Raw genomic sequence first — 17,042 nt, 5'->3', positions numbered from 1 at the left:
CCAAGGAGAGACCGTACAAGACGCGCTGATCGGGGTGTGTGTATTGCCACACCATTGACCGGGCATGGACGAGGCTACGTTCTATCCGGACCCGACAGCCGGTGCCCGAGACGAGTCCACGGAAGGCGAGGCAGCCGATGCCCCAGGACCGCGACGACGCGTTCGCATGGATCGACGCACAGCGGGAGCGGCGCGACCGGGCGGGGCTGATGCGCAGGCTCAGCCCCCGCCCCGCCGACTCCCCGCTGCTCGATCTGGCGAGCAATGACTACCTGGGGCTGGCCCGGCACCCGGAGGTGACGGCCGCCGCGGCCGCGGCGGCGCATCGCTGGGGCGCCGGGTCGACCGGCTCCCGCCTGGTCACCGGCTCCACCGAGCTGCACACCACACTGGAGCGGGAACTCGCCGAGTTCTGCGGATTCGAGGCGGCCCTGGTGTTCTCCTCCGGCTACGCGGCCAATCTGGCCGCCGTCTCCGCGCTGAGCGGCCGGGACGCCATGGTCGTCTCCGACGCGGACAACCACGCCTCGCTCATCGACGGCTGCCGGCTCTCCCGGGCCGAGATCGCCGTCGTCCCGCACGCCGACCCGGACGCCGTGCGCAAGGCGCTGGACGCGGCCGAGGCGGCCGAAGGGGACGCAGGGGAGGCGCGGCGGCGCGCCCTCGTCGTCAGCGACGCGGTCTTCTCCGTCGACGGCGACGCCGCCCCGCTGGCCGCCCTCGCCGGTGCCTCCCGGCAGTACGGCGCGGCGCTGGTGGTGGACGAGGCGCACGGCCTGGGGGTGCTCGGCGAGGGCGGGCGCGGCGCGGTGCACGAGGCCGGGCTCGCGGGCGCGCCGGACGTGGTGGTCACGGCCACCCTCTCCAAGTCGCTGGGCAGCCAGGGCGGGGCGGTGCTGGGGCCCGCCCGGGTCATCGGGCATCTGGTGAACTCCGCGCGGACGTTCATCTTCGACACCGGGCTCAACCCGGCGGCCGTGGGCGCCGCCCTGGCGAGCCTGGGGCTGCTGCGCCGGGAGCCGGAGCGCGCCGCCCGCGTCCGTACGGTCGCGATGGGGCTGTACGGGCGGCTGGCCGCCGCCGGGCTGGCCGCGGTGCGGCCGGACGCGTCGGTGGTGTCGGTGCGGGCCCCGTCGCCGGAGAAGGCGGTGCGCTGGGCCGCGGACTGCCGCGCGGCCGGGCTGATGGTGGGGTGCTTCCGCCCGCCGTCCGTCCCGGACGGCGTCTCCCGGCTGCGGCTGACCGCGCGCGGGAATCTGACGGCGGAGCAGATCGAAGAGGCGGTCGACGTGATCGTGAGGACCGCGCCGACCGCCTGATGGCTCACTGACGGGAGGGTGAGCGGATCAGCTCACCGGCGGAAGAGATACTTCACTGACGGATCAGCTTCCGGTTCCGGCCGAGCGGGAGGTGCCGGAGCCGGGGCCGTCGCTCTTGAGTCCCTCGAGGAAGGAGACCCAGGTCGACGGGGTGAACAGCAGGACGGGGCCCGCCGTGTTCTTCGAATCGCGCACGCCGAGCCGGTCGGGCCCCAGCAGGGCCGTCTCGACGCAGTTGTTCATTCCGACGCTGTAGCTGCTGCGCAGCCAGTCGACGGAGTTGGCGGACATTTTGGACATGGTGCCCCCTCAGGCGCCGCCCCCGATTTTGTTGATGAAGGACAACGATTCCTCAGGTGTCAGGGCATGAGCGCGCAGTACTTCGAACGCGGCGCTGTACGCCCGGAGGTCTTCTTTCCGCTCCAGATAGAGGCTACTCGTCAAGTGGTCGAGAACTACTACGTCCAGGTCACTAATGTGCGGAAAAGAGAAAATAATGAAAGGACCTGTCATACCAATGGGCATTCCGATAGAGAATGGCAGCACCTGTAGCTGCACCTGAGGCAATGCGCAGAGTTCGGCCAGATGGCGCAATTGCGCCGTCATCACTCCGGGCCCGCCCACCTCGCGCCGCAGCGCCGCCTCGTCGAGCACCGCGTGCAGCCGCAGCGGCCGCTCGCCGTGCAGCACCGACTGGCGCGCGATCCGCACCTCCACCAGCGAGTCCACCTGCGGCCCCGGCAGATCCGGGAGCGCCGCGAGGGTCACCGCCCGTGCGTAGTCCGGGGTCTGCAGCAGGCCCGGCACCACCGTGGTCTCCAGGGTGTACGCGTCCGACGCCTCCGCCTCCAGGCTGATGAAATCCCGGTAGGCGGGCGGCAGCAGATCGCGGTACGCGTACCACCAGCCGCGCCGTGACCCCTCCGGATCCGAGGCGCCCCCGCGGCACAGCGCCTCCAGCAGGGCGCGCAGCTCCGGGTCGGCGACCTGGTAGACCTCCAGCAGCCGTGTCACGTCCGAGGGCTTGGCGCCGCTCCGCCCGGTCTCGATCCGGCTCACCTTCGACTGGTGCCAGCCCAGCTGGTTGGCGACCTCACCGCTGGTGAGCCCGGCCAGATCGCGCTGGCGGCGCAGTTCCGCACCGAGCTTGCGGCGACGCACCGCCGGGCCGTATCGCATCAGTTCTCCCTCCCGCCTTCCTTTTGGCGCGTCACCCACAGCGCGTGTCGCACCAGTGGCCCAGTGTGCCTTCCAAATCCGGTCTTCCGTAGCAGAGTTCACCGCTTTGGGCGACAGATATATGCATAACTCGGTGGATCGCCCCCGATACAGAGGCCATTGGTGGCAGTCTGACGCGTAGAGCCGCGGGGCAGCCCACGACTTCACCGGCTTCGCTGGTCCACCCTCGAAACGCGTCCGCAGCCGCGCCCCGGCCGGAAAGGGACAGGCCGTCATGGCAGACCATCAGGAAGCATCCGTCACTCTGCCGAGCGCACCGGCGTCGGTTCCCGCGGCACGTGCCTATGTCACGGACGTGCTCGCCGAATGGGGGCTCGGAGCGGGAGCGGAGGCCGTGGACACCGTGCGGCTGATCGTCTCCGAGCTCGCCACCAACGCCGTGGAGCACACCGTGGGCCAGTCGCCCACCTTCACCGTGGACCTGCGGCTCGACCGCGAGCAGCGGCTGGAGATCGGGGTCACCGACAGCCATCCGAAGTGGCCCAGGTGGCTGCCGCTGGCCACCCAGCAGGACAGCGGGCGCGGGATGGTGATCGTCCGCTGTCTGGCCGCGGAGTCGGGCGGCGAGCTGTTCGTCACCCCGACCGCGGACGGCGGCAAGACCGTCTGGATCGCCCTGCCGTGGACCGTCCCGGTCCGCTGAGCCCGGCCGGACCGCCCCGATCCGCCCGAACCGCTCACAGCACGCGCTGGGCCTGCCGCTCCGAGACCCGCGCCTCGGCCAGCCGGCGGATCCGGGTGTGGACCCGCCCGGCGGCCGGGCCGATCAGATAGTGCGGCATGTCGCCGCGCTCGATCACCCCGTACCGGCTCGTGCCCATCAGATACGAGGAGTACAGGATCAGCCCGCTCGGTCCGCGCATATCGATGGCCAGCGCCGAGAAGCCGGGAAACTCCTCGGTCTGATAGACCCGCAGGCCGTCGGCCTCCGCCCCGTAGCGCTCCTTGAAACGGCCGAACCGCTCCAGCGAATCCTTGATCTTCCGCGTCATGTCCTCCTGGTACTGGCGGGAGAGCGTGGCCGCCGCGTCCGAGGACGGGTCCAGCAGATAGCAGTGGTACGTGCCGCCCCGGCGCAGCAGCCCGAGGACCGCGTCGCGGAAGCGGGCCGGGCGCTCGGTGGTGACCAGCCGGCCGGAGGTGGTGCGCAGCGCCGTCCCCATGTCCAGGACCTCCTCGGCCGCCGCGTCCAGCAGCCGCGCCTTCTCCTGCGGGCTCGGCCGCTCCGGATACGCGTGCACGGGGGAGCCGTCCGCCAGCCCCCGGCCCGCCAGCCATGCCTTGGCCGCCCCGTCCGGGCCGCCGTCGCCCGCCATCAGATAGACGTCCTTGCCCTCATGGCTTCCCACATGGGCGAACAGCTCCGCGTACCGCCCCGCGGTGCGGTACACATCCTCCGAGACCGCCAGACAGTCCGGCGGAGTGGCCTTCTCCAGATGCGCGGCCAGATTGATGTCGGGGGAGTGGATGGTGCCGGTCCGGCCCTCGCCGGTGTGCCGTATCGCCCCCTTGTGCAGCGCCATCCGCACATGCAGCTCGCCGTCCACCCCCGCCTGCGCGAACTCGTCCCGCAGATGGCGCAGATCGAGGGTGAGAAAGGTGCGGGCCGCCTCCAGCGCGACATCGCGGGCCACGCTCTCGCGATCGTCGTGGACCGCGAAGAAGCCCCCGTCGCCGCGCCAGCTCCATAAGTCGCCGCGGGCACAGCGGTGCTGGGCCGAGAACTGCTCGATCCGCGCGCGCATCCGCTCGCGCAGCAGATCGAAGGCGTGGGCGGCGCGGTCCCTGGGGTTCGAGCGGACGATCGTCGAATACCCGGAGGTGTCGACGAAGAGCAGATACACCTGGTCGTAGGTCCGGTCCGCCTGGAAGGGCTCGCTCATGCCGGCACCGCACCGCGCTCGACGGCGCTGCGCTCCACGCAGAACTCATTGCCCTCGATATCGGACCTCACCACCCACCCCAGCCCGTCCTCCGTGCGCCGGTCGTCCACCACGCGCGCGCCGAGCCCGATCAGCCGCTCCACCTCGGCGTCCCGGGTGCCCGACGGCGGCTGGATGTCCAGGTGCACGCGGTTCTTGACGGTCTTGGAGTCCGGGACCCGCAGGAACAGCAGCCCCGGCGCCCCGGGTTGCCCCGGGCTGATCAGCGCCCATTCGCCGTCCGGCTCGGAGTCCTTCAGGGGGTAGCCGGTCAGCCGGGACCAGAACCGTGCGAGGGCGTGCGGATCACGGGCGTCGAAGGTGATGTGCCGGACCGGGTTGAGATAGGCCATGCGATGCCTCCGGTGGTCGACGGGGCCGGTCCACGGCGGTGTCCCGGCCCCGTCAACCTACCCATGGCCACTGACGCCTACGGCGGGTCAGCGCACATGTCCGTACCAGACCTTCTTGGTCCAGATCCGCTCCAGCCGCACCACCTCGCCCGTCTTGGGGGCGTGCCATACGCGGCCGCCGCCCGCGTACACCCCGACGTGGTACACCCCGCTGCCGGAGTGGAAGAAGACCAGGTCACCGCCCTTACGGGAGGTGGCCTTGATATGGCGGGTCCGGTTGTACTGGGCGGCCGCGGTGCGCGGCAGCCGCTTTCCGGCCCGCTTGTAGGCGTACTGCGTCAGCCCGGAGCAGTCGAAGCGCTTCGGCCCCGCCGCGCCGTACTTGTACGGTGCGCCCTTCTTGGCGGCCGCGATGCGCAGCGCCTTGGCGGCGACGGTCGCGGCCTCGGCCTCCGGTGGACAGCCCGGCGTCGCCACGGTGCCGCCCACGGCGGCGACGGTGAGGGCGGAGACGGCGCTCGCTCGGGAGAACATCCTGGGGATACGTATGTGCGCAGACATCACACGAAACCCTTCGTGAGCCGACCCCGCCCCGGTGCGGTGGCGGGGTCCTGTCGTCTCCAGGGATGGTCACGCAGGCGGGGCGCCGGTTCCGACTCGAGAGGCCGCGGTGTGACGGTGGTCACGGCGGGGCCGTTCGGGTGGCGCCGACCGTTCCGTCCCACGCCGACGACCTGCTCGAACGGCCGTTCTGCGGCGCGGTGGGGCGGGCGGTGGGACGGACCCGGGGCGGCCGCGGGACGCAAGCCGATCCCGCTCGGAGCGCCGGAATCCCGCTCCGCCGTTCGGGCGACGGGGCCGACCGCCCCGCGCCCCTGACGAGCGCGGTCATCAGGCCCGCAGCGCCGGGGGCAGCGTGACGCGCTCCGCGCGCCGCTCACCGTCCAGCACCCGCAGCGCCCGGGTCAGGGTCGCGCTGTGCAGCTCGCTCTCCCCGCGCTCATGCATCAGCGTCAGCGCGTCCCGCAGCGCGGTGGCCTTCCCCACCAGCGCCTGGGCGGCCCGCAGACTGCCGTAGGTGTCGCGGCCGCGCGCCGGATTGATCCGGCCCAGCAGATCGACCACCTCCAGATAGCCGTCGATCACGTTCCCCTCCGCGCGGGTGAGCGCGGGCAGCGGGGGCAGCTCCGGTGGCAGCACCGCGCTCACCTCGCCCGCGGCGGCGGGCCCGGCCGCTTACGGCTCCGGGTGACCTCGTCCACCAGTCCGTAGGCCATCGCGCCCTCGGCGTCGAAGATCTTGTCGCGGTCGATGTCGGCCCGGATCCGCTCGGCGCTTCGGCCGGTGTGCCGCACCAGCATCTCCTCGAGCATCCGCTGGGTGCGCCGGAGCTCATTGGCCTGGATCTCCAGATCCGAGGTGGTGCCCTCGACCGGCTCGCGACACGCGGCCTGGTGGATGAGGATCCGCGCGCCCGGCAGGGCCAGGCGCTTGCCCGGAGTGCCGGCGGCCAGCAGTACGGCGGCCGCCGAGGCGGCCTGGCCCAGGCAGACCGTCTCGATGTCGCAGGAGACGAAGTGCATGGTGTCGTAGACCGCCGTCATGGCCCCGAACGAGCCGCCGGGCGAGTTGATGTAGAGCGAGATGTCCTGGTCGGGCGCGGCGTGCTCGAGATGGATCAGCTGCGCGATCACATCGTTGGCGGCGGTGTCGTCGATCGGGGTGCCGAGGAAGACGATGCGCTCGGAGAGCAGCTTGGAGTACGGGTCCATGGTGTGCGTCCCCGAGCTGGTGCGCTCGGTGAACTCGGGCAGGACATAGCGCGCGGTCGGTCGTTCCATCGCGTCACCTCTCGGCGTCGTCGTTCGCGGTGTCGTTGGCGGTCTCGTTGGCTCCGTAAAAAATGTACAGGATGTACATCCAGATATGATGGGAGCATGGCTTACGAGATTCCGGTGACGCAAGCCCGTGCAGAGCTCGCGGAGCTGATCAACCGCGTGGTGTACGGCGGCGAGAGGGTGGTCGTCACGCGCCACGGGAAGCCGCTTGTCGCCCTGGTGTCCGCTGCGGACCTGCAGCGACTCGAGGAGATCGAGACGGGCGGGGAGGAACAGGTGATCAGCACCGTGTCCTCGATGCGCCCCACCTCGTCCGCTCCGGGCGAACGGCGGCGCTTCGGCATCGCGGCGGAACACCGCGGCCCGGACGCCGAGGATCGGCGTCCGGGCCGCGAGGAGTGACGGACGGGACCGGACCGGCTCAGCGCCGGTCCGGTGCGGGGGTGCTGATCAGGAGCTGAGCGTCCAGATCGCGTTGGCGATGGCGTCGGTGTTCAGGTCCAGCGCCTTGTCGTCGATGTTCGACGTCTTGTCGCATGCGGAGTGGTAGCACGGGTCGAACGCCTCGCCCGCCTTGCCGCCCCACTGGTCGGCCTGCTCCTGGCTCATGGTGGCCTCGGCGCCGGTGAACAGACCGCCGACCCGCACGCCCGCGTCCTTGAACGGGGCGTGGTCCGAGCGGCCGTCGCCCTCGGTCTCCTTCTCGGTCGTGATGTTCTTCGCCGCGTACCAGTCCTTGAAGACCTTCTCCAGCTCCGGGTCGTCGTCATAGACGAAGTAGCCCGGGTTGGGGGAGCCGAGCATGTCGAAGTTGAGGTAGGAGTCGATCTTCGACTGCTCGTCGGCCGCCAGGCTGTCGACGTAGTGCGTCGACCCGACCATGCCGTCCTCCTCGTCGCCCCACCATGCGAACCGCAGGTGCTTGGTGGGCTGGAGGTCGGCCTTGGCCACGGCGAGCGCGACCTCGAGGATCGCGGCCGAGCCGGAACCGTTGTCGTTGATGCCCGGACCGGCCTCGACGGAGTCGAGATGGGAACCGGCCATCACGACCTTGTCGTCGGCGCCGCCCTTCCAGTCGGCGATGAGGTTGTAGCCCTTCTTGCCGCCGGAGGTGAACTCCTGGACGGAGGTGGTGAATCCGGCCTCGTCCAGCTTGCCCTTGATGAAGTCCAGGGACTTCTGGTAGCCGGGCTCGCCATGGGCGCGGTTGCCGCCGTTGGCGTCCGCGATGGACTGCAGCTCGCCCAGATCGGCCTTGACGGCCGCGACGTCCACGTCGGGGGCGGCGGCCTTGGTGTTGACGGTGGCCTCGGCGCCGGAGGCGCCGCTCAGCAGGGCCGCGGCGAGCGCGGCACCGGTTGCCGCCGCGAGGCTTCCGCGGCGAATTGACGCTATTCGCTTCACAGTTGGGCTCCGTTGTGATGTGGGGGGTTGGAGCGGAGCAGGTGAATCATGGTGTTGCGGTGATGAGAATCGGGGCTATCCGGTGGGGCCGTCAAGTGCGATAGCCGGACGTACGGGTCCGCCGAGCGGATGCCGGGCGGATGCCGGGCGGTCGCCGAGGGGGGTACGAAGACGTGACGGTGGCTTACCAGACGGTCTTGACCAGCATCGATCGGATTGATCAGGGTTGCTCGGCCAATGGCTCAGTTAACGCCGACGAAATGCCGCGGAACTAACCTGCGAAGGCCGGACGAAAGTCGCCCCGGATCGCGTAGAGCGGGCGGTTTCCGCCGGACCGGGGCTTCCGCGGGATGAGGGCGAGAATGAGGTGGTAAGCGTGCGTTTGACCCCGCATGAGCAGGAACGTCTGCTCATCCATGTGGCCGCCGACGTGGCCGAGAAGCGACGGGCCCGGGGCGTGCTGCTCAACCACCCCGAGGCGACGGCGCTGATCACCGCACACATCCTGGAGGGCGCCCGCGACGGCCGTGGCGTCGCCGAGCTGATGGCCTCCGGCCGCCGGGTGCTCACCCGCGACGAGGTCATGGAGGGCGTACCCGAGATGCTCCAGGACGTGCAGGTCGAGGCCACCTTCCCCGACGGCACCAAGCTGGTCACCGTCCACCAGCCGATACCCTGACGGGGGCCTGCCATGATCCCCGGAGAGATCCTTTACGCCGATGAGCCGGTGCTCCTCAACGAGGGGCGGCCGGTCACCCGTCTCACCGTGCTCAACGCCGCCGACCGGCCCGTCCAGGTCGGCTCCCACTACCACTTCGCCGAGGCCAACCCCGGCCTCGACTTCGACCGCGCCGCCGCCCGCGGCAAGCGGCTGAACATCGCCGCGGGCACCGCCGTGCGCTTCGAACCGGGCATCCCCGTCGAGGTCGCACTGATCCCGATCGCGGGGGAGCGGATCGTGCCGGGGCTGCGCGGGGAGACGGGAGGACGGTTGTGAGCGTCGCATCCGAGGCCGCCGGGCGGCACATGGCCGACGGGGTGCGCTGTCGCCTCGCGCGGAGAAGCGAACGAAAAGGTGCAGCATGACCGCTGAGCTCAACCGCGCCGCGTACGCCGATCTCTTCGGCCCCACCACCGGGGACCGCATCCGGCTCGCCGACACCGACCTCTTCATCGAGATCGAGGAGGACCGCGGCGGCGGGCCCGGCCGGGCCGGGGACGAGGCGGTCTTCGGCGGCGGGAAGGTGATCCGCGAATCCATGGGCCAGTCCCGCGCCACCCGGGCCGAGGGTGCCCCCGATACCGTGATCACCGGCGCCGTCGTGCTCGACCACTGGGGCGTCGTCAAGGCGGATATCGGCCTGCGTGACGGCCGTATCACCGGAATCGGCAAGGCCGGGAACCCCGACACGATGGACGGTGTCCACCCCGACCTCGTCATCGGGCCCGAGACCGAGGTCATCGCGGGCAACGGCAGGATACTCACCGCGGGCGCCATCGACGCCCATGTCCACTTCATCTCCCCGACCCTCGTCGACCAGGCGCTCTGCTCCGGGATCACCACCCTCGTCGGCGGCGGCACCGGGCCCGCCGAGGGCACCAAGGCCACCACCATCACCCCCGGACCCTGGCATCTCGCCCGGATGTTCGAGGCGCTGGAGGGATATCCGGTCAACATCGGGCTGCTCGGCAAGGGCAACACCGTCTCGCGCGAGGCGATGTGGTCCCAACTGCGCGGCGGAGCCCTCGGATTCAAGATCCATGAAGACTGGGGGGCGACCCCCGCCGCCATCGACGCCTGCCTCGGCGTCTGCGAGGAGAGCGGCGCCCAGCTCGCCATCCACACCGACACCCTCAACGAGGCGGGCTTCGTCGGCGACACCCTCGCCGCCATCGCCGGGCGCACCCTCCACGCGTATCACACCGAGGGCGCGGGCGGCGGGCACGCGCCCGACATCATCACCGTGGTATCCCAGCCGAACGTGCTCCCCAGCTCCACCAATCCGACCCGCCCGCACACCGTCAACACCGTCGAGGAGCATCTCGACATGCTGATGGTCTGCCACCATCTCAACCCGGCCGTCCCCGAGGACCTCGCCTTCGCCGAATCGCGCATCCGGCCCAGCACCATCGCCGCCGAGGATGTGCTGCACGACCTCGGCGCGATCTCGATCATCTCCTCCGACTCCCAGGCCATGGGGCGGATCGGCGAGGTGGTGCTGCGCACCTGGCAGACCGCGCATGTGATGAAGCGACGGCGCGGGGCGTCGGCCGGGGACGGCCGCGCCGACAACCACCGGGCGCGTCGCTATGTCGCCAAATACACCATCAATCCGGCGGTGGCCCAGGGCCTCGACGGTGAGGTCGGCTCGGTGGAGCCCGGAAAACTGGCCGACCTGGTGCTCTGGGACCCGGCGTTCTTCGGTGTCAAACCGCACCTGGTCATCAAGGGCGGCCAGATCGCGTACGCGCAGATGGGCGACGCGAACGCCTCCATCCCGACCCCGCAGCCGGTCCTGCCGCGCCCCATGTTCGGCGCGCTCGGCCGCGCGGCGGCCGGCGGCTCGGTCAACTTCGTGACCCAGGCCGCCTTGGACGACGGCCTGGCGGACCGGCTGGACCTGCACAAGCGGTTCGCCCCGATCCGCGGCACGCGGGGGGTCACCAAGGCGGACATGCGGGAGAACGACGCCCTGCCGCGGGTCGAGGTCGACCCCGACACGTTCACCGTGACGATCGACGGCGAGCCCGTCGAACCGGCCCCGGCGACGGAACTTCCCATGGCCCAGCGGTACTTCCTCTTCTGACCGGACCCGCCATGCCGACGAACGAGACCCCGCCCACTCCCCGGGACGCCCGCGGTCCGGCCGCGGGTGGCCTGCCGATGGACCTTCCCCCACCCCGCCCCTCCCCACAACCAAGGGACTCCGCCCCCTGGACCCCCGGCACCCCGCCACCGGGCGGGCCGGATCGGGCTCGTTCGGGGGCGGAGGATGTGGCTGTACGGCGTGTGGTGGGGGCCGCGGGGGCCGGGGGCGGGGTCCCTGGTGGGGTCGGTGCGTTGCTTGTTCTTGCCGATGGGCGGTTTCCCGCCGGAGGCCATGCTCATTCCGGGGGTGCCGAGGCCGCCGTCGCGGCGGGGCGGATCCGTGACGCGGTCTCCCTGGAGGCGTTCTGCCGGGGCCGGTTGCACACCGCCGGGCTCACCGCGGCCGGGCTCGCTGCCGCGGCCGCCGCCGGGCTCGATCCGCTCGCGCTGGACGATGCGGCGGACGCCCGTACCCCCAGCCCCGTGCTGCGGGCCACCGCCCGGCGGCTCGGGCGCCAGCTGATGCGCGCCGCCCGCGCCGCCTGGCCCTCGCCCGAACTGGACGCCCTGGCCGCCGCCCGGCCGCGCGGGGCACATCAGCCCGTGGTGCTCGGGCTCACCGCGCGCGCCGCCGCGCTGGGGCCGCCGGACGCCGCGTACGCCGCCGGGTACGAGGCGGTGAGCGGGCCCGCGACCGCCGCCGTACGGCTGTTGAGCCTCGACCCCTTCGACGCCACCGCCGTCCTCGCCCGCCTCGCCCCCGAGCTGGACCAGGTCGTGGCGCGGGCCGCCGACGCGGCGCGGCGGGCCCTCGACGAGGGCGCGGGCGCGCTGCCCGCCGCCTCCGCGCCACTGCTCGACATCGCCGCCGAACAGCACGCCACCTGGTCCGTACGCCTCTTCGCCTCGTAACCGGGACCACGCCGCCCCGCCCCCTGTTGGAACATCGGAGCCGTTCATGCACCTCGACCACGCGGACACCTACCCCCCGCGCCACACCTACGGCGCCTCCGGCCCCCACCGCCCCGACGGCACCCGCCGGGCGCTGCGCATCGGCCTCGGCGGGCCGGTGGGCTCGGGCAAGACCGCGACCGTCGCCGCGCTGTGCCGGGCGCTGCGCGAACAGTTCTCCCTCGCCGTGGTCACCAATGACATCTACACCCGCGAGGACGCCGAGTTCCTGCTGCGCAACGCCGTACTGCCGCCGGAGCGCATCACCGCCGTGGAGACCGGCGCCTGTCCGCACACCGCGATCCGCGACGACATCTCCGCCAACCTGGAGGCGGTCGAGGAGCTTGAGGAGACCGTGGGCCCGCTCGATCTGATCCTGGTCGAGTCCGGCGGGGACAACCTCACCGCGACGTTCTCCAAGGGCCTGGTGGACGCCCAGGTGTTCGTCATCGACGTCGCGGGCGGCGACGACATCCCCCGCAAGGGCGGCCCCGGCGTGACCACCGCCGATCTGCTCGTGGTCAACAAGACCGACCTGGCCCCCTACGTCGGCTCGGACCTGGCACGTATGGCCCGCGACGCCGAGGCCCAGCGCGGTGAACTGCCCGTCGCCTTCACCTCCCTGGTCGCCGAGGACGGCGTCCGCCCCATCGCCGACTGGGTCCACGCCCGCCTGGCCGCCTGGACGGCGGCCCCGGCATGACCCCGGCCCCGGACGCCGCGGCCGGGGCGGAGCGACCGCCGACGGCCGCACCGGGTGGCGTACCGCCACACCCCGCGCCGCGGATGCCGGGGAGTGCTCCGGAGCGGGCAGCCCCGAACCCGCGGCGAAGCGGCCCGGCCGCCTCGGGTACGACGGCCGCCTCGCGTGCGGCGGGCTCCGCGGGTGCGGCGGGCACAGCAGGTGCGGTGGACGTCTCGGGTGTGGTGGGTTCCGCGGGTGCGGTGGACGTCTCGGGTGTGGTGGGTTCCGCGGGTGCGGCGGGCACCGCAGGTGTGGTGGGTTCCGCGGGTGCGGCGGACGTCTCGGGTGCGGTGGGCACCGCAGGCGCGGCGGATATCTCGGGTCCGGCGGGCACCGCAGGCGCGGCTGGCACCTCGGGTGCGGTGGATATCTCGGGTGTGGTGGGCTCCGCGGGTGCGGCGGATATCTCGGGTGCGGCGGGCACCGCAAGCGCGGCGGGCACCTCGGCTGCGACTTGTGCCTCGGGCGCGACGCGCATCTCGGGCGCGACGCGCATCTCGGGTGCGACGGCAGTCGGCTCGCCTGCGACGGGCACCTCACCTACAACGGGCAGCTCCGGAGCGCTCGTACGGGCCACCGCCCGTCTCGTCGCCGAGGCGGACGGGCGCGGGGGCACCGCGCTGCCCGTGCTCGCCGGGGACGGGCCGCTCGCGTTGCGGCGGACCCGGGGCGTGGGTGGGGAGGCGTGTGTCACCGTGGTCGGGGCCATGAGCGCGCCCCTCGGCGGCGATCGGATCGCCCTGGAGGCGACCGCCGGGCCGGGTGCCCGGCTGCGCATCGGTTCCGCCGCGGCCACCATCGCCCTGCCGGGGCGGGCGGCCGGGCCCGCGTACTACGAGATCCGGCTGACCGTCGCCGACGGCGCGACCCTGCACTGGCTGCCCGAGCCCCTGATCTCCGCCCACGGCAGCGAACTGCTGATGACCACCCGTGTCGAACTCGCGCCCACCGCCCGCCTCGTGCTCCGCGAGGAGCAGATCCTGGGCCGTACCGGCGAATCCCCGGGGCGTTTGACCAGCCGTCTCACCGTTCACCGCGCCGGGCGCCCGCTCCTCGAACAGGAGCTCGCCCACGGCCCCGGCGCCCCCGGCTGGGACGGCGGCGCGGTCCTCGGCGGCCATCGGGCGGTGGGTCAGCTCCTCGTGGTCGATCCGTCCTATGACGCTCGTCCCATCGCGCCCCGCCGCCTCGCCGAGACCGCCGTCCTCACGCCGCTGACCGGCCCCGCCGCCCTCGCCACCGCCGTGGCCCCGGACGCCCTCGACCTCCGCCGGGCCCTTGACGCGGCGGCCGCAGCCGTGGGCTGATGTTCACGTCTTGATAAAGAAACGGCGGTTTGCCCTGTACTCGGCGGTAAGCAAGACAGAAGAATCCCCCTGACACTCTGTGATCATCGCCGCTCCTGGCGGCGCAACAAAGCAGGGGGATGACTACGTGAGACGCACAGCACTCTTCGGCGTGACCGGCGGTGTGATCGCCGGTGCGCTGATAACCGGTGCGCTGGCCGCCCCCACTGCCGGGGCATCGGAGCGGACGCCCGGCGGGGCCGCCGAGGCCCGTGGTGTGGCGGTGGCCGCGGCCAAGGCCGCGAAGAAGGGCATCGACTGGACGGACTGCCCCGCCGACTGGGGGCTGGCCAAGCCCATCCAGTGCGGCTATGTCACCGTGCCGCTGGACTACGCCAAGCCGAACGGCCGCACCATCAAGCTCGCGGTGGACCGGATCGCCAACACCGGCTCCGCCTCCGAGCGGCAGGGCTCGCTGATCTACAACCCGGGCGGGCCCGGCGGCTCCGGGCTGCGCTTTCCGACCCGGGTCACCACCAAGAACCCGCTGTGGACGAAGGTGTCGAAGGCGTACGACTTCGTCGGCTTCGACCCGCGCGGGGTGGGCCACTCCACGGCGATCTCCTGCGTGGATCCCCAGGAGTACGTCAAGGCCCCGAAGCTGGACCCGGTGCCCGACAGCGAGGCGGACAAGCGCGTCCAGCGCAAGCTGGCCCGTGAGTACGCTTCAGGGTGCAAGGAGCGCAGCGGCTGGATGCTGCCGCATATGACGACGCCCAACACCGCCCGGGACATGGACGTCATCCGGGCCGCGCTCGGCGACAAGAAGCTCAACTACCTGGGCGTGTCCTACGGAACGTACCTCGGCGGGGTCTACGCGACGCTCTTCCCGACCCATGTGCGCCGGCTGATCGTGGACAGCGTGGTCGACCCCTCGCGGGAGAAGATCTGGTACCAGGCCAACCTGGACCAGGACGTCGCCTTCGAGACGCGCTGGAACGACTGGAAGGCGTGGGTGGCGAAGAACGACGCCGCCTACCACATCGGCGACACCCCCGGAGCGGTCCAGAAGCAGTGGGAGGAGCTGCGCGCGGCCGCGAAGAAGAGCCCCATCGGCGGGGTCGTGGGCCCGGCCGAGCTGCTCGGGTTCTTCCAGAGCGCTCCGTACTACGACTCGTCGTGGGCCACGGTCGCCCAAGTGTGGAGCGACTACCTCGGCGGCGATGAGAAGGCGCTGGTCGAGGCCGCGGGCCCGGATATGTCCGACACCGCGGGCAACATCGCCTCGGAGAACGGCAACGCCGTCTACACCGCCGTCGAGTGCGCCGACGCCAAGTGGCCGACCAGCTGGGCGAAGTGGGACCGGGACAACACCCGGCTCCACCGCGACTACCCCTTCCTGACCTGGTCCAACGCCTGGATGAACCTGCCGTGCGCCACCTGGGGGGCCAAGCAGGGGACCCCGCTGGAGGTGGGGGCCGCCAAGGGGTTGCCCAAGACGCTGATCGTGCAGAGCACCCGTGACGCCGCGACCCCGTACCAGGGCGCGGTGGAGCTGCACAAGCGGCTGAAGGGCTCGCGTCTGGTGACCGAGAAGGGCGCCGGTTCGCACGGGGTCGTCGGTCTGGTGAACCCGTGTGTCAACGACCGGGTGGACGCCTACCTGCTCAAGGGCACGGTGGACGCCAAGGACGTGACCTGTGCTCCGCACGCCACGCCGGTGCCCGCGAAGTCGGGCGCGTCCGCGAAGGCGGCCAAGGCCGCGGAGGCCGCGAAGGAGGCGGCCGCCGTCGTCAAGTAGTCGGCTGGTCGGCTAGTCCTAGTCCTAGTCCTAGTCGGCGGTATGCGGTGCTGGGCCGGGCCCGTGCGTTCCCCGCACGGGCCCGATTCCGTTTCTCCGCCGCGCGCCCCGCAGCCACGCGTCCTCGGCCGCGTAGTCGAACAGATCGGTCATCGGGTCGTAGGCGGCGGCCATGTCGGGGAAGGCCGTGCGCCAGTCCGCGTCCGCCGCCAGCCGGTCCGTCAGCCAGGCGACGGTCGCCGGGAGCGATTCCGCATAGCCGGTCACCGGGCGGTAGCCCAACTCCCGTTCGGCCGCAGACATGTCGTAGACCATGGGGTGGGCCAGGCTCCAGGGGGTGCTGCCGACATGCGGATGCGGCGGCTCGCCGTCGACCAGCACCAGCTCGCTGCGCACCTCCAGCACCGCGTCCACGGCGGCGGCGATGTCGGCGACCGTCGGGGCCTGTGGGTCGCCCGCGTTGAGCACCCGTGAACCGGGCCGGTGGGCGGCCAGCCGCACCAGCTCCGCGATGTTGTCGACATGGGCCGGATGGAACCGGCTGCGGCCGCCGTACGCCAGGATCCGCACCGGCCGTCCGTCCAGCGCCCGCTTGACGAAGTACAGCTCACGCGGGGTGCGGCAGTGCGGGCCGTGGATCGCCCCGGCGCGCAGCAGGGTCGTCGGCAGCCGGTCCCCGGCGGCCAGCAGCTCCCGCTCCAGCGCCACCTTCCGGCTGCCGTAGTCGTCGCCGGGCGGGACGGTCCGCTGGGACTCGGGGAGCGGTACCGGATACCGTGGGGCGCCGTCCGGCCGGTCCTGGGTTCCGAAGCCCCGGCCCCGGTCGTCCTCGTACACCGCTCCGGTGGAGATCACCACCGCCGATCCGATCCGGTCGGCGAGCCCCAGCAACTGCCGTGCGTGCGCCCGGCCGTAGGCGACGCAGTCCAGCACCACATCGCAGCCGTCGCCGATCAGCGCGGCCACCGCGGCGGCGTCGTCCCGGTCCACGGCCACGCTCTCCACCGACCCGGGCCAGCTCTCGTCGCGGCCCCCGCCGCGCGAGGCGGCCCGCACCCGCCACCCCTCCTCGGCGAGCGCGCGCACCGCCGCCCGGCCGATCTGGCCCGTCGCCCCGATCACACATGCGCTCCCAGTGCTCATGCCGGGACGCTAAGGGCTCGAGCGCCATGCTGCCCAGACTCCTTCGCCATGAGCAGATTCGCCCTCGGCCGATCATTCGCGGTCAAAGAGTGAGTGCAGATGATCGCTTTTTCATGTTCTTTGAATTCACCGTGATGCATTCCGAAGAAAAAAGCATCTTCGATTCATGCGACGGTGAAACCGCTATGCTCCAGGGCCCATGACGGGCTGGCTCATCGCCCGCATTTCGCAC

19 protein-coding genes are annotated in these 17,042 nt (G+C 71.8%); 10 read left to right on the top strand and 9 right to left on the bottom strand.

From position 1 onward, the window contains the following. Positions 1 to 137 precede the first annotated feature (137 nt). Positions 138 to 1,319 carry an 8-amino-7-oxononanoate synthase gene (locus tag J2Z30_RS18130; protein WP_044568141.1) on the top strand — a complete coding sequence of 394 codons (1,182 nt, stop codon included), beginning with the start codon at positions 138 to 140 and terminating at the stop codon, positions 1,317 to 1,319. 63 nt (positions 1,320 to 1,382) lie between these two features. Here the strand turns inward: J2Z30_RS18130 and J2Z30_RS18125 are convergent, their stop codons facing one another. Together J2Z30_RS18125 and J2Z30_RS18120 are read right to left on the bottom strand one after the other, a co-directional pair. Beyond that, positions 1,383 to 1,610, bottom strand: a complete 228-nt coding sequence (locus J2Z30_RS18125) for a DUF397 domain-containing protein (protein WP_372453282.1) — start codon at positions 1,608 to 1,610, stop codon at positions 1,383 to 1,385. 18 nt (positions 1,611 to 1,628) lie between these two features. After that, on the bottom strand, positions 1,629 to 2,498 hold the full coding sequence (locus J2Z30_RS18120; RefSeq protein ID WP_044568138.1) for a helix-turn-helix domain-containing protein: 870 nt from the start codon (positions 2,496 to 2,498) through the stop codon (positions 1,629 to 1,631). Between the two features lie 274 nt (positions 2,499 to 2,772). Between J2Z30_RS18120 and J2Z30_RS18115 the strand changes: the two genes are divergently transcribed. Further along, positions 2,773 to 3,201 (top strand): ATP-binding protein, encoded by a 429-nt coding sequence (locus J2Z30_RS18115; protein WP_044568137.1) that lies wholly within the window; start codon positions 2,773 to 2,775, stop codon positions 3,199 to 3,201. Between the two features lie 34 nt (positions 3,202 to 3,235). On the opposite strand, the gene J2Z30_RS18110 is transcribed toward J2Z30_RS18115, so the two are convergent. From J2Z30_RS18110 to J2Z30_RS18090, 5 genes are all read right to left on the bottom strand, one after another. Beyond that, complete coding sequence (locus tag J2Z30_RS18110; protein ID WP_044568136.1) at positions 3,236 to 4,441, bottom strand: nucleotidyl cyclase domain-containing protein; 1,206 nt, start codon at positions 4,439 to 4,441, stop codon at positions 3,236 to 3,238. Next, positions 4,438 to 4,833 carry a VOC family protein gene (locus tag J2Z30_RS18105; RefSeq protein ID WP_044568135.1) on the bottom strand — a complete coding sequence of 132 codons (396 nt, stop codon included), beginning with the start codon at positions 4,831 to 4,833 and terminating at the stop codon, positions 4,438 to 4,440. Before J2Z30_RS18105 ends, J2Z30_RS18110 begins: the two co-directional genes overlap by 4 nt. Before the next feature lie 87 nt (positions 4,834 to 4,920). Beyond that, positions 4,921 to 5,394, bottom strand: a complete 474-nt coding sequence (locus tag J2Z30_RS18100; RefSeq protein ID WP_044568134.1) for a C40 family peptidase — start codon at positions 5,392 to 5,394, stop codon at positions 4,921 to 4,923. A gap of 330 nt (positions 5,395 to 5,724) precedes the next feature. Then, a complete protein-coding gene (locus J2Z30_RS18095) occupies positions 5,725 to 6,033 on the bottom strand; it encodes a hypothetical protein (RefSeq protein ID WP_044580992.1) in 309 nt (102 codons plus the stop codon). 5 nt (positions 6,034 to 6,038) lie between these two features. After that, a complete protein-coding gene (locus J2Z30_RS18090; RefSeq protein WP_044568133.1) occupies positions 6,039 to 6,674 on the bottom strand; it encodes an ATP-dependent Clp protease proteolytic subunit in 636 nt (211 codons plus the stop codon). Positions 6,675 to 6,770: 96 nt separating this feature from the next. Here J2Z30_RS18090 and J2Z30_RS18085 point away from each other — a divergent pair, with 96 nt between their 5' ends. Then, a complete protein-coding gene (locus tag J2Z30_RS18085; RefSeq protein WP_044568132.1) occupies positions 6,771 to 7,073 on the top strand; it encodes a type II toxin-antitoxin system Phd/YefM family antitoxin in 303 nt (100 codons plus the stop codon). 48 nt (positions 7,074 to 7,121) lie between these two features. On the opposite strand, the gene J2Z30_RS18080 is transcribed toward J2Z30_RS18085, so the two are convergent. Then, positions 7,122 to 8,075: a M28 family metallopeptidase gene (locus J2Z30_RS18080; RefSeq protein WP_044568131.1), complete on the bottom strand. Its 954-nt coding sequence runs from the start codon at positions 8,073 to 8,075 to the stop codon at positions 7,122 to 7,124. A gap of 376 nt (positions 8,076 to 8,451) precedes the next feature. Between J2Z30_RS18080 and J2Z30_RS18075 the strand changes: the two genes are divergently transcribed. From J2Z30_RS18075 to J2Z30_RS18045, 7 genes are all read left to right on the top strand, one after another. After that, positions 8,452 to 8,754 (top strand): urease subunit gamma, encoded by a 303-nt coding sequence (locus J2Z30_RS18075; RefSeq protein WP_044568130.1) that lies wholly within the window; start codon positions 8,452 to 8,454, stop codon positions 8,752 to 8,754. Between the two features lie 12 nt (positions 8,755 to 8,766). Beyond that, positions 8,767 to 9,072, top strand: a complete 306-nt coding sequence (locus J2Z30_RS18070; RefSeq protein WP_044568129.1) for an urease subunit beta — start codon at positions 8,767 to 8,769, stop codon at positions 9,070 to 9,072. An 85-nt stretch (positions 9,073 to 9,157) separates the two neighbouring features. Further along, positions 9,158 to 10,882, top strand: a complete 1,725-nt coding sequence (locus tag J2Z30_RS18065) for an urease subunit alpha (RefSeq protein WP_044568128.1) — start codon at positions 9,158 to 9,160, stop codon at positions 10,880 to 10,882. Between the two features lie 188 nt (positions 10,883 to 11,070). Continuing rightward, positions 11,071 to 11,796, top strand: coding sequence for an urease accessory protein UreF (locus J2Z30_RS18060; RefSeq protein WP_372453281.1), 726 nt, complete (start codon positions 11,071 to 11,073; stop codon positions 11,794 to 11,796). Positions 11,797 to 11,842: 46 nt separating this feature from the next. Further along, complete coding sequence (ureG, locus tag J2Z30_RS18055; protein ID WP_044568126.1) at positions 11,843 to 12,538, top strand: urease accessory protein UreG; 696 nt, start codon at positions 11,843 to 11,845, stop codon at positions 12,536 to 12,538. A gap of 446 nt (positions 12,539 to 12,984) precedes the next feature. Continuing rightward, complete coding sequence (locus tag J2Z30_RS18050; protein ID WP_209468740.1) at positions 12,985 to 13,887, top strand: urease accessory protein UreD; 903 nt, start codon at positions 12,985 to 12,987, stop codon at positions 13,885 to 13,887. A 127-nt stretch (positions 13,888 to 14,014) separates the two neighbouring features. Further along, a complete protein-coding gene (locus tag J2Z30_RS18045; protein WP_044568125.1) occupies positions 14,015 to 15,667 on the top strand; it encodes an alpha/beta hydrolase in 1,653 nt (550 codons plus the stop codon). Positions 15,668 to 15,697: 30 nt separating this feature from the next. On the opposite strand, the gene J2Z30_RS18040 is transcribed toward J2Z30_RS18045, so the two are convergent. Then, complete coding sequence (locus J2Z30_RS18040; protein ID WP_245388134.1) at positions 15,698 to 16,810, bottom strand: NAD-dependent epimerase/dehydratase family protein; 1,113 nt, start codon at positions 16,808 to 16,810, stop codon at positions 15,698 to 15,700. Positions 16,811 to 17,042 lie beyond the last annotated feature (232 nt).

The organism is Streptomyces iranensis (assembly GCF_017874715.1).
Classification (GTDB): domain Bacteria; phylum Actinomycetota; class Actinomycetes; order Streptomycetales; family Streptomycetaceae; genus Streptomyces; species Streptomyces iranensis.
The sequence above is the reverse complement of the archived record's forward strand: the minus strand, read 5'-3'. Positions and strand labels throughout refer to the sequence as shown.

Excerpts from the sequence above, each read along its gene's own strand:
- J2Z30_RS18130 (WP_044568141.1), top strand. The coding sequence starts at position 138 with ATGCCCCAGGACCGCGACGACGCGTTCGCATGGATCGACGCACAGCGG.
- J2Z30_RS18125 (WP_372453282.1), bottom strand. The coding sequence starts at position 1,610 with ATGTCCGCCAACTCCGTCGACTGGCTGCGCAGCAGCTACAGCGTCGGA.
- J2Z30_RS18120 (WP_044568138.1), bottom strand. The coding sequence starts at position 2,498 with ATGCGATACGGCCCGGCGGTGCGTCGCCGCAAGCTCGGTGCGGAACTG.
- J2Z30_RS18115 (WP_044568137.1), top strand. The coding sequence starts at position 2,773 with ATGGCAGACCATCAGGAAGCATCCGTCACTCTGCCGAGCGCACCGGCG.
- J2Z30_RS18110 (WP_044568136.1), bottom strand. The coding sequence starts at position 4,441 with ATGAGCGAGCCCTTCCAGGCGGACCGGACCTACGACCAGGTGTATCTG.
- J2Z30_RS18105 (WP_044568135.1), bottom strand. The coding sequence starts at position 4,833 with ATGGCCTATCTCAACCCGGTCCGGCACATCACCTTCGACGCCCGTGAT.
- J2Z30_RS18100 (WP_044568134.1), bottom strand. The coding sequence starts at position 5,394 with ATGTCTGCGCACATACGTATCCCCAGGATGTTCTCCCGAGCGAGCGCC.
- J2Z30_RS18090 (WP_044568133.1), bottom strand. The coding sequence starts at position 6,674 with ATGGAACGACCGACCGCGCGCTATGTCCTGCCCGAGTTCACCGAGCGC.
- J2Z30_RS18085 (WP_044568132.1), top strand. The coding sequence starts at position 6,771 with ATGGCTTACGAGATTCCGGTGACGCAAGCCCGTGCAGAGCTCGCGGAG.
- J2Z30_RS18070 (WP_044568129.1), top strand. The coding sequence starts at position 8,767 with ATGATCCCCGGAGAGATCCTTTACGCCGATGAGCCGGTGCTCCTCAAC.
- J2Z30_RS18065 (WP_044568128.1), top strand. The coding sequence starts at position 9,158 with ATGACCGCTGAGCTCAACCGCGCCGCGTACGCCGATCTCTTCGGCCCC.
- ureG (WP_044568126.1), top strand. The coding sequence starts at position 11,843 with ATGCACCTCGACCACGCGGACACCTACCCCCCGCGCCACACCTACGGC.
- J2Z30_RS18040 (WP_245388134.1), bottom strand. The coding sequence starts at position 16,810 with ATGAGCACTGGGAGCGCATGTGTGATCGGGGCGACGGGCCAGATCGGC.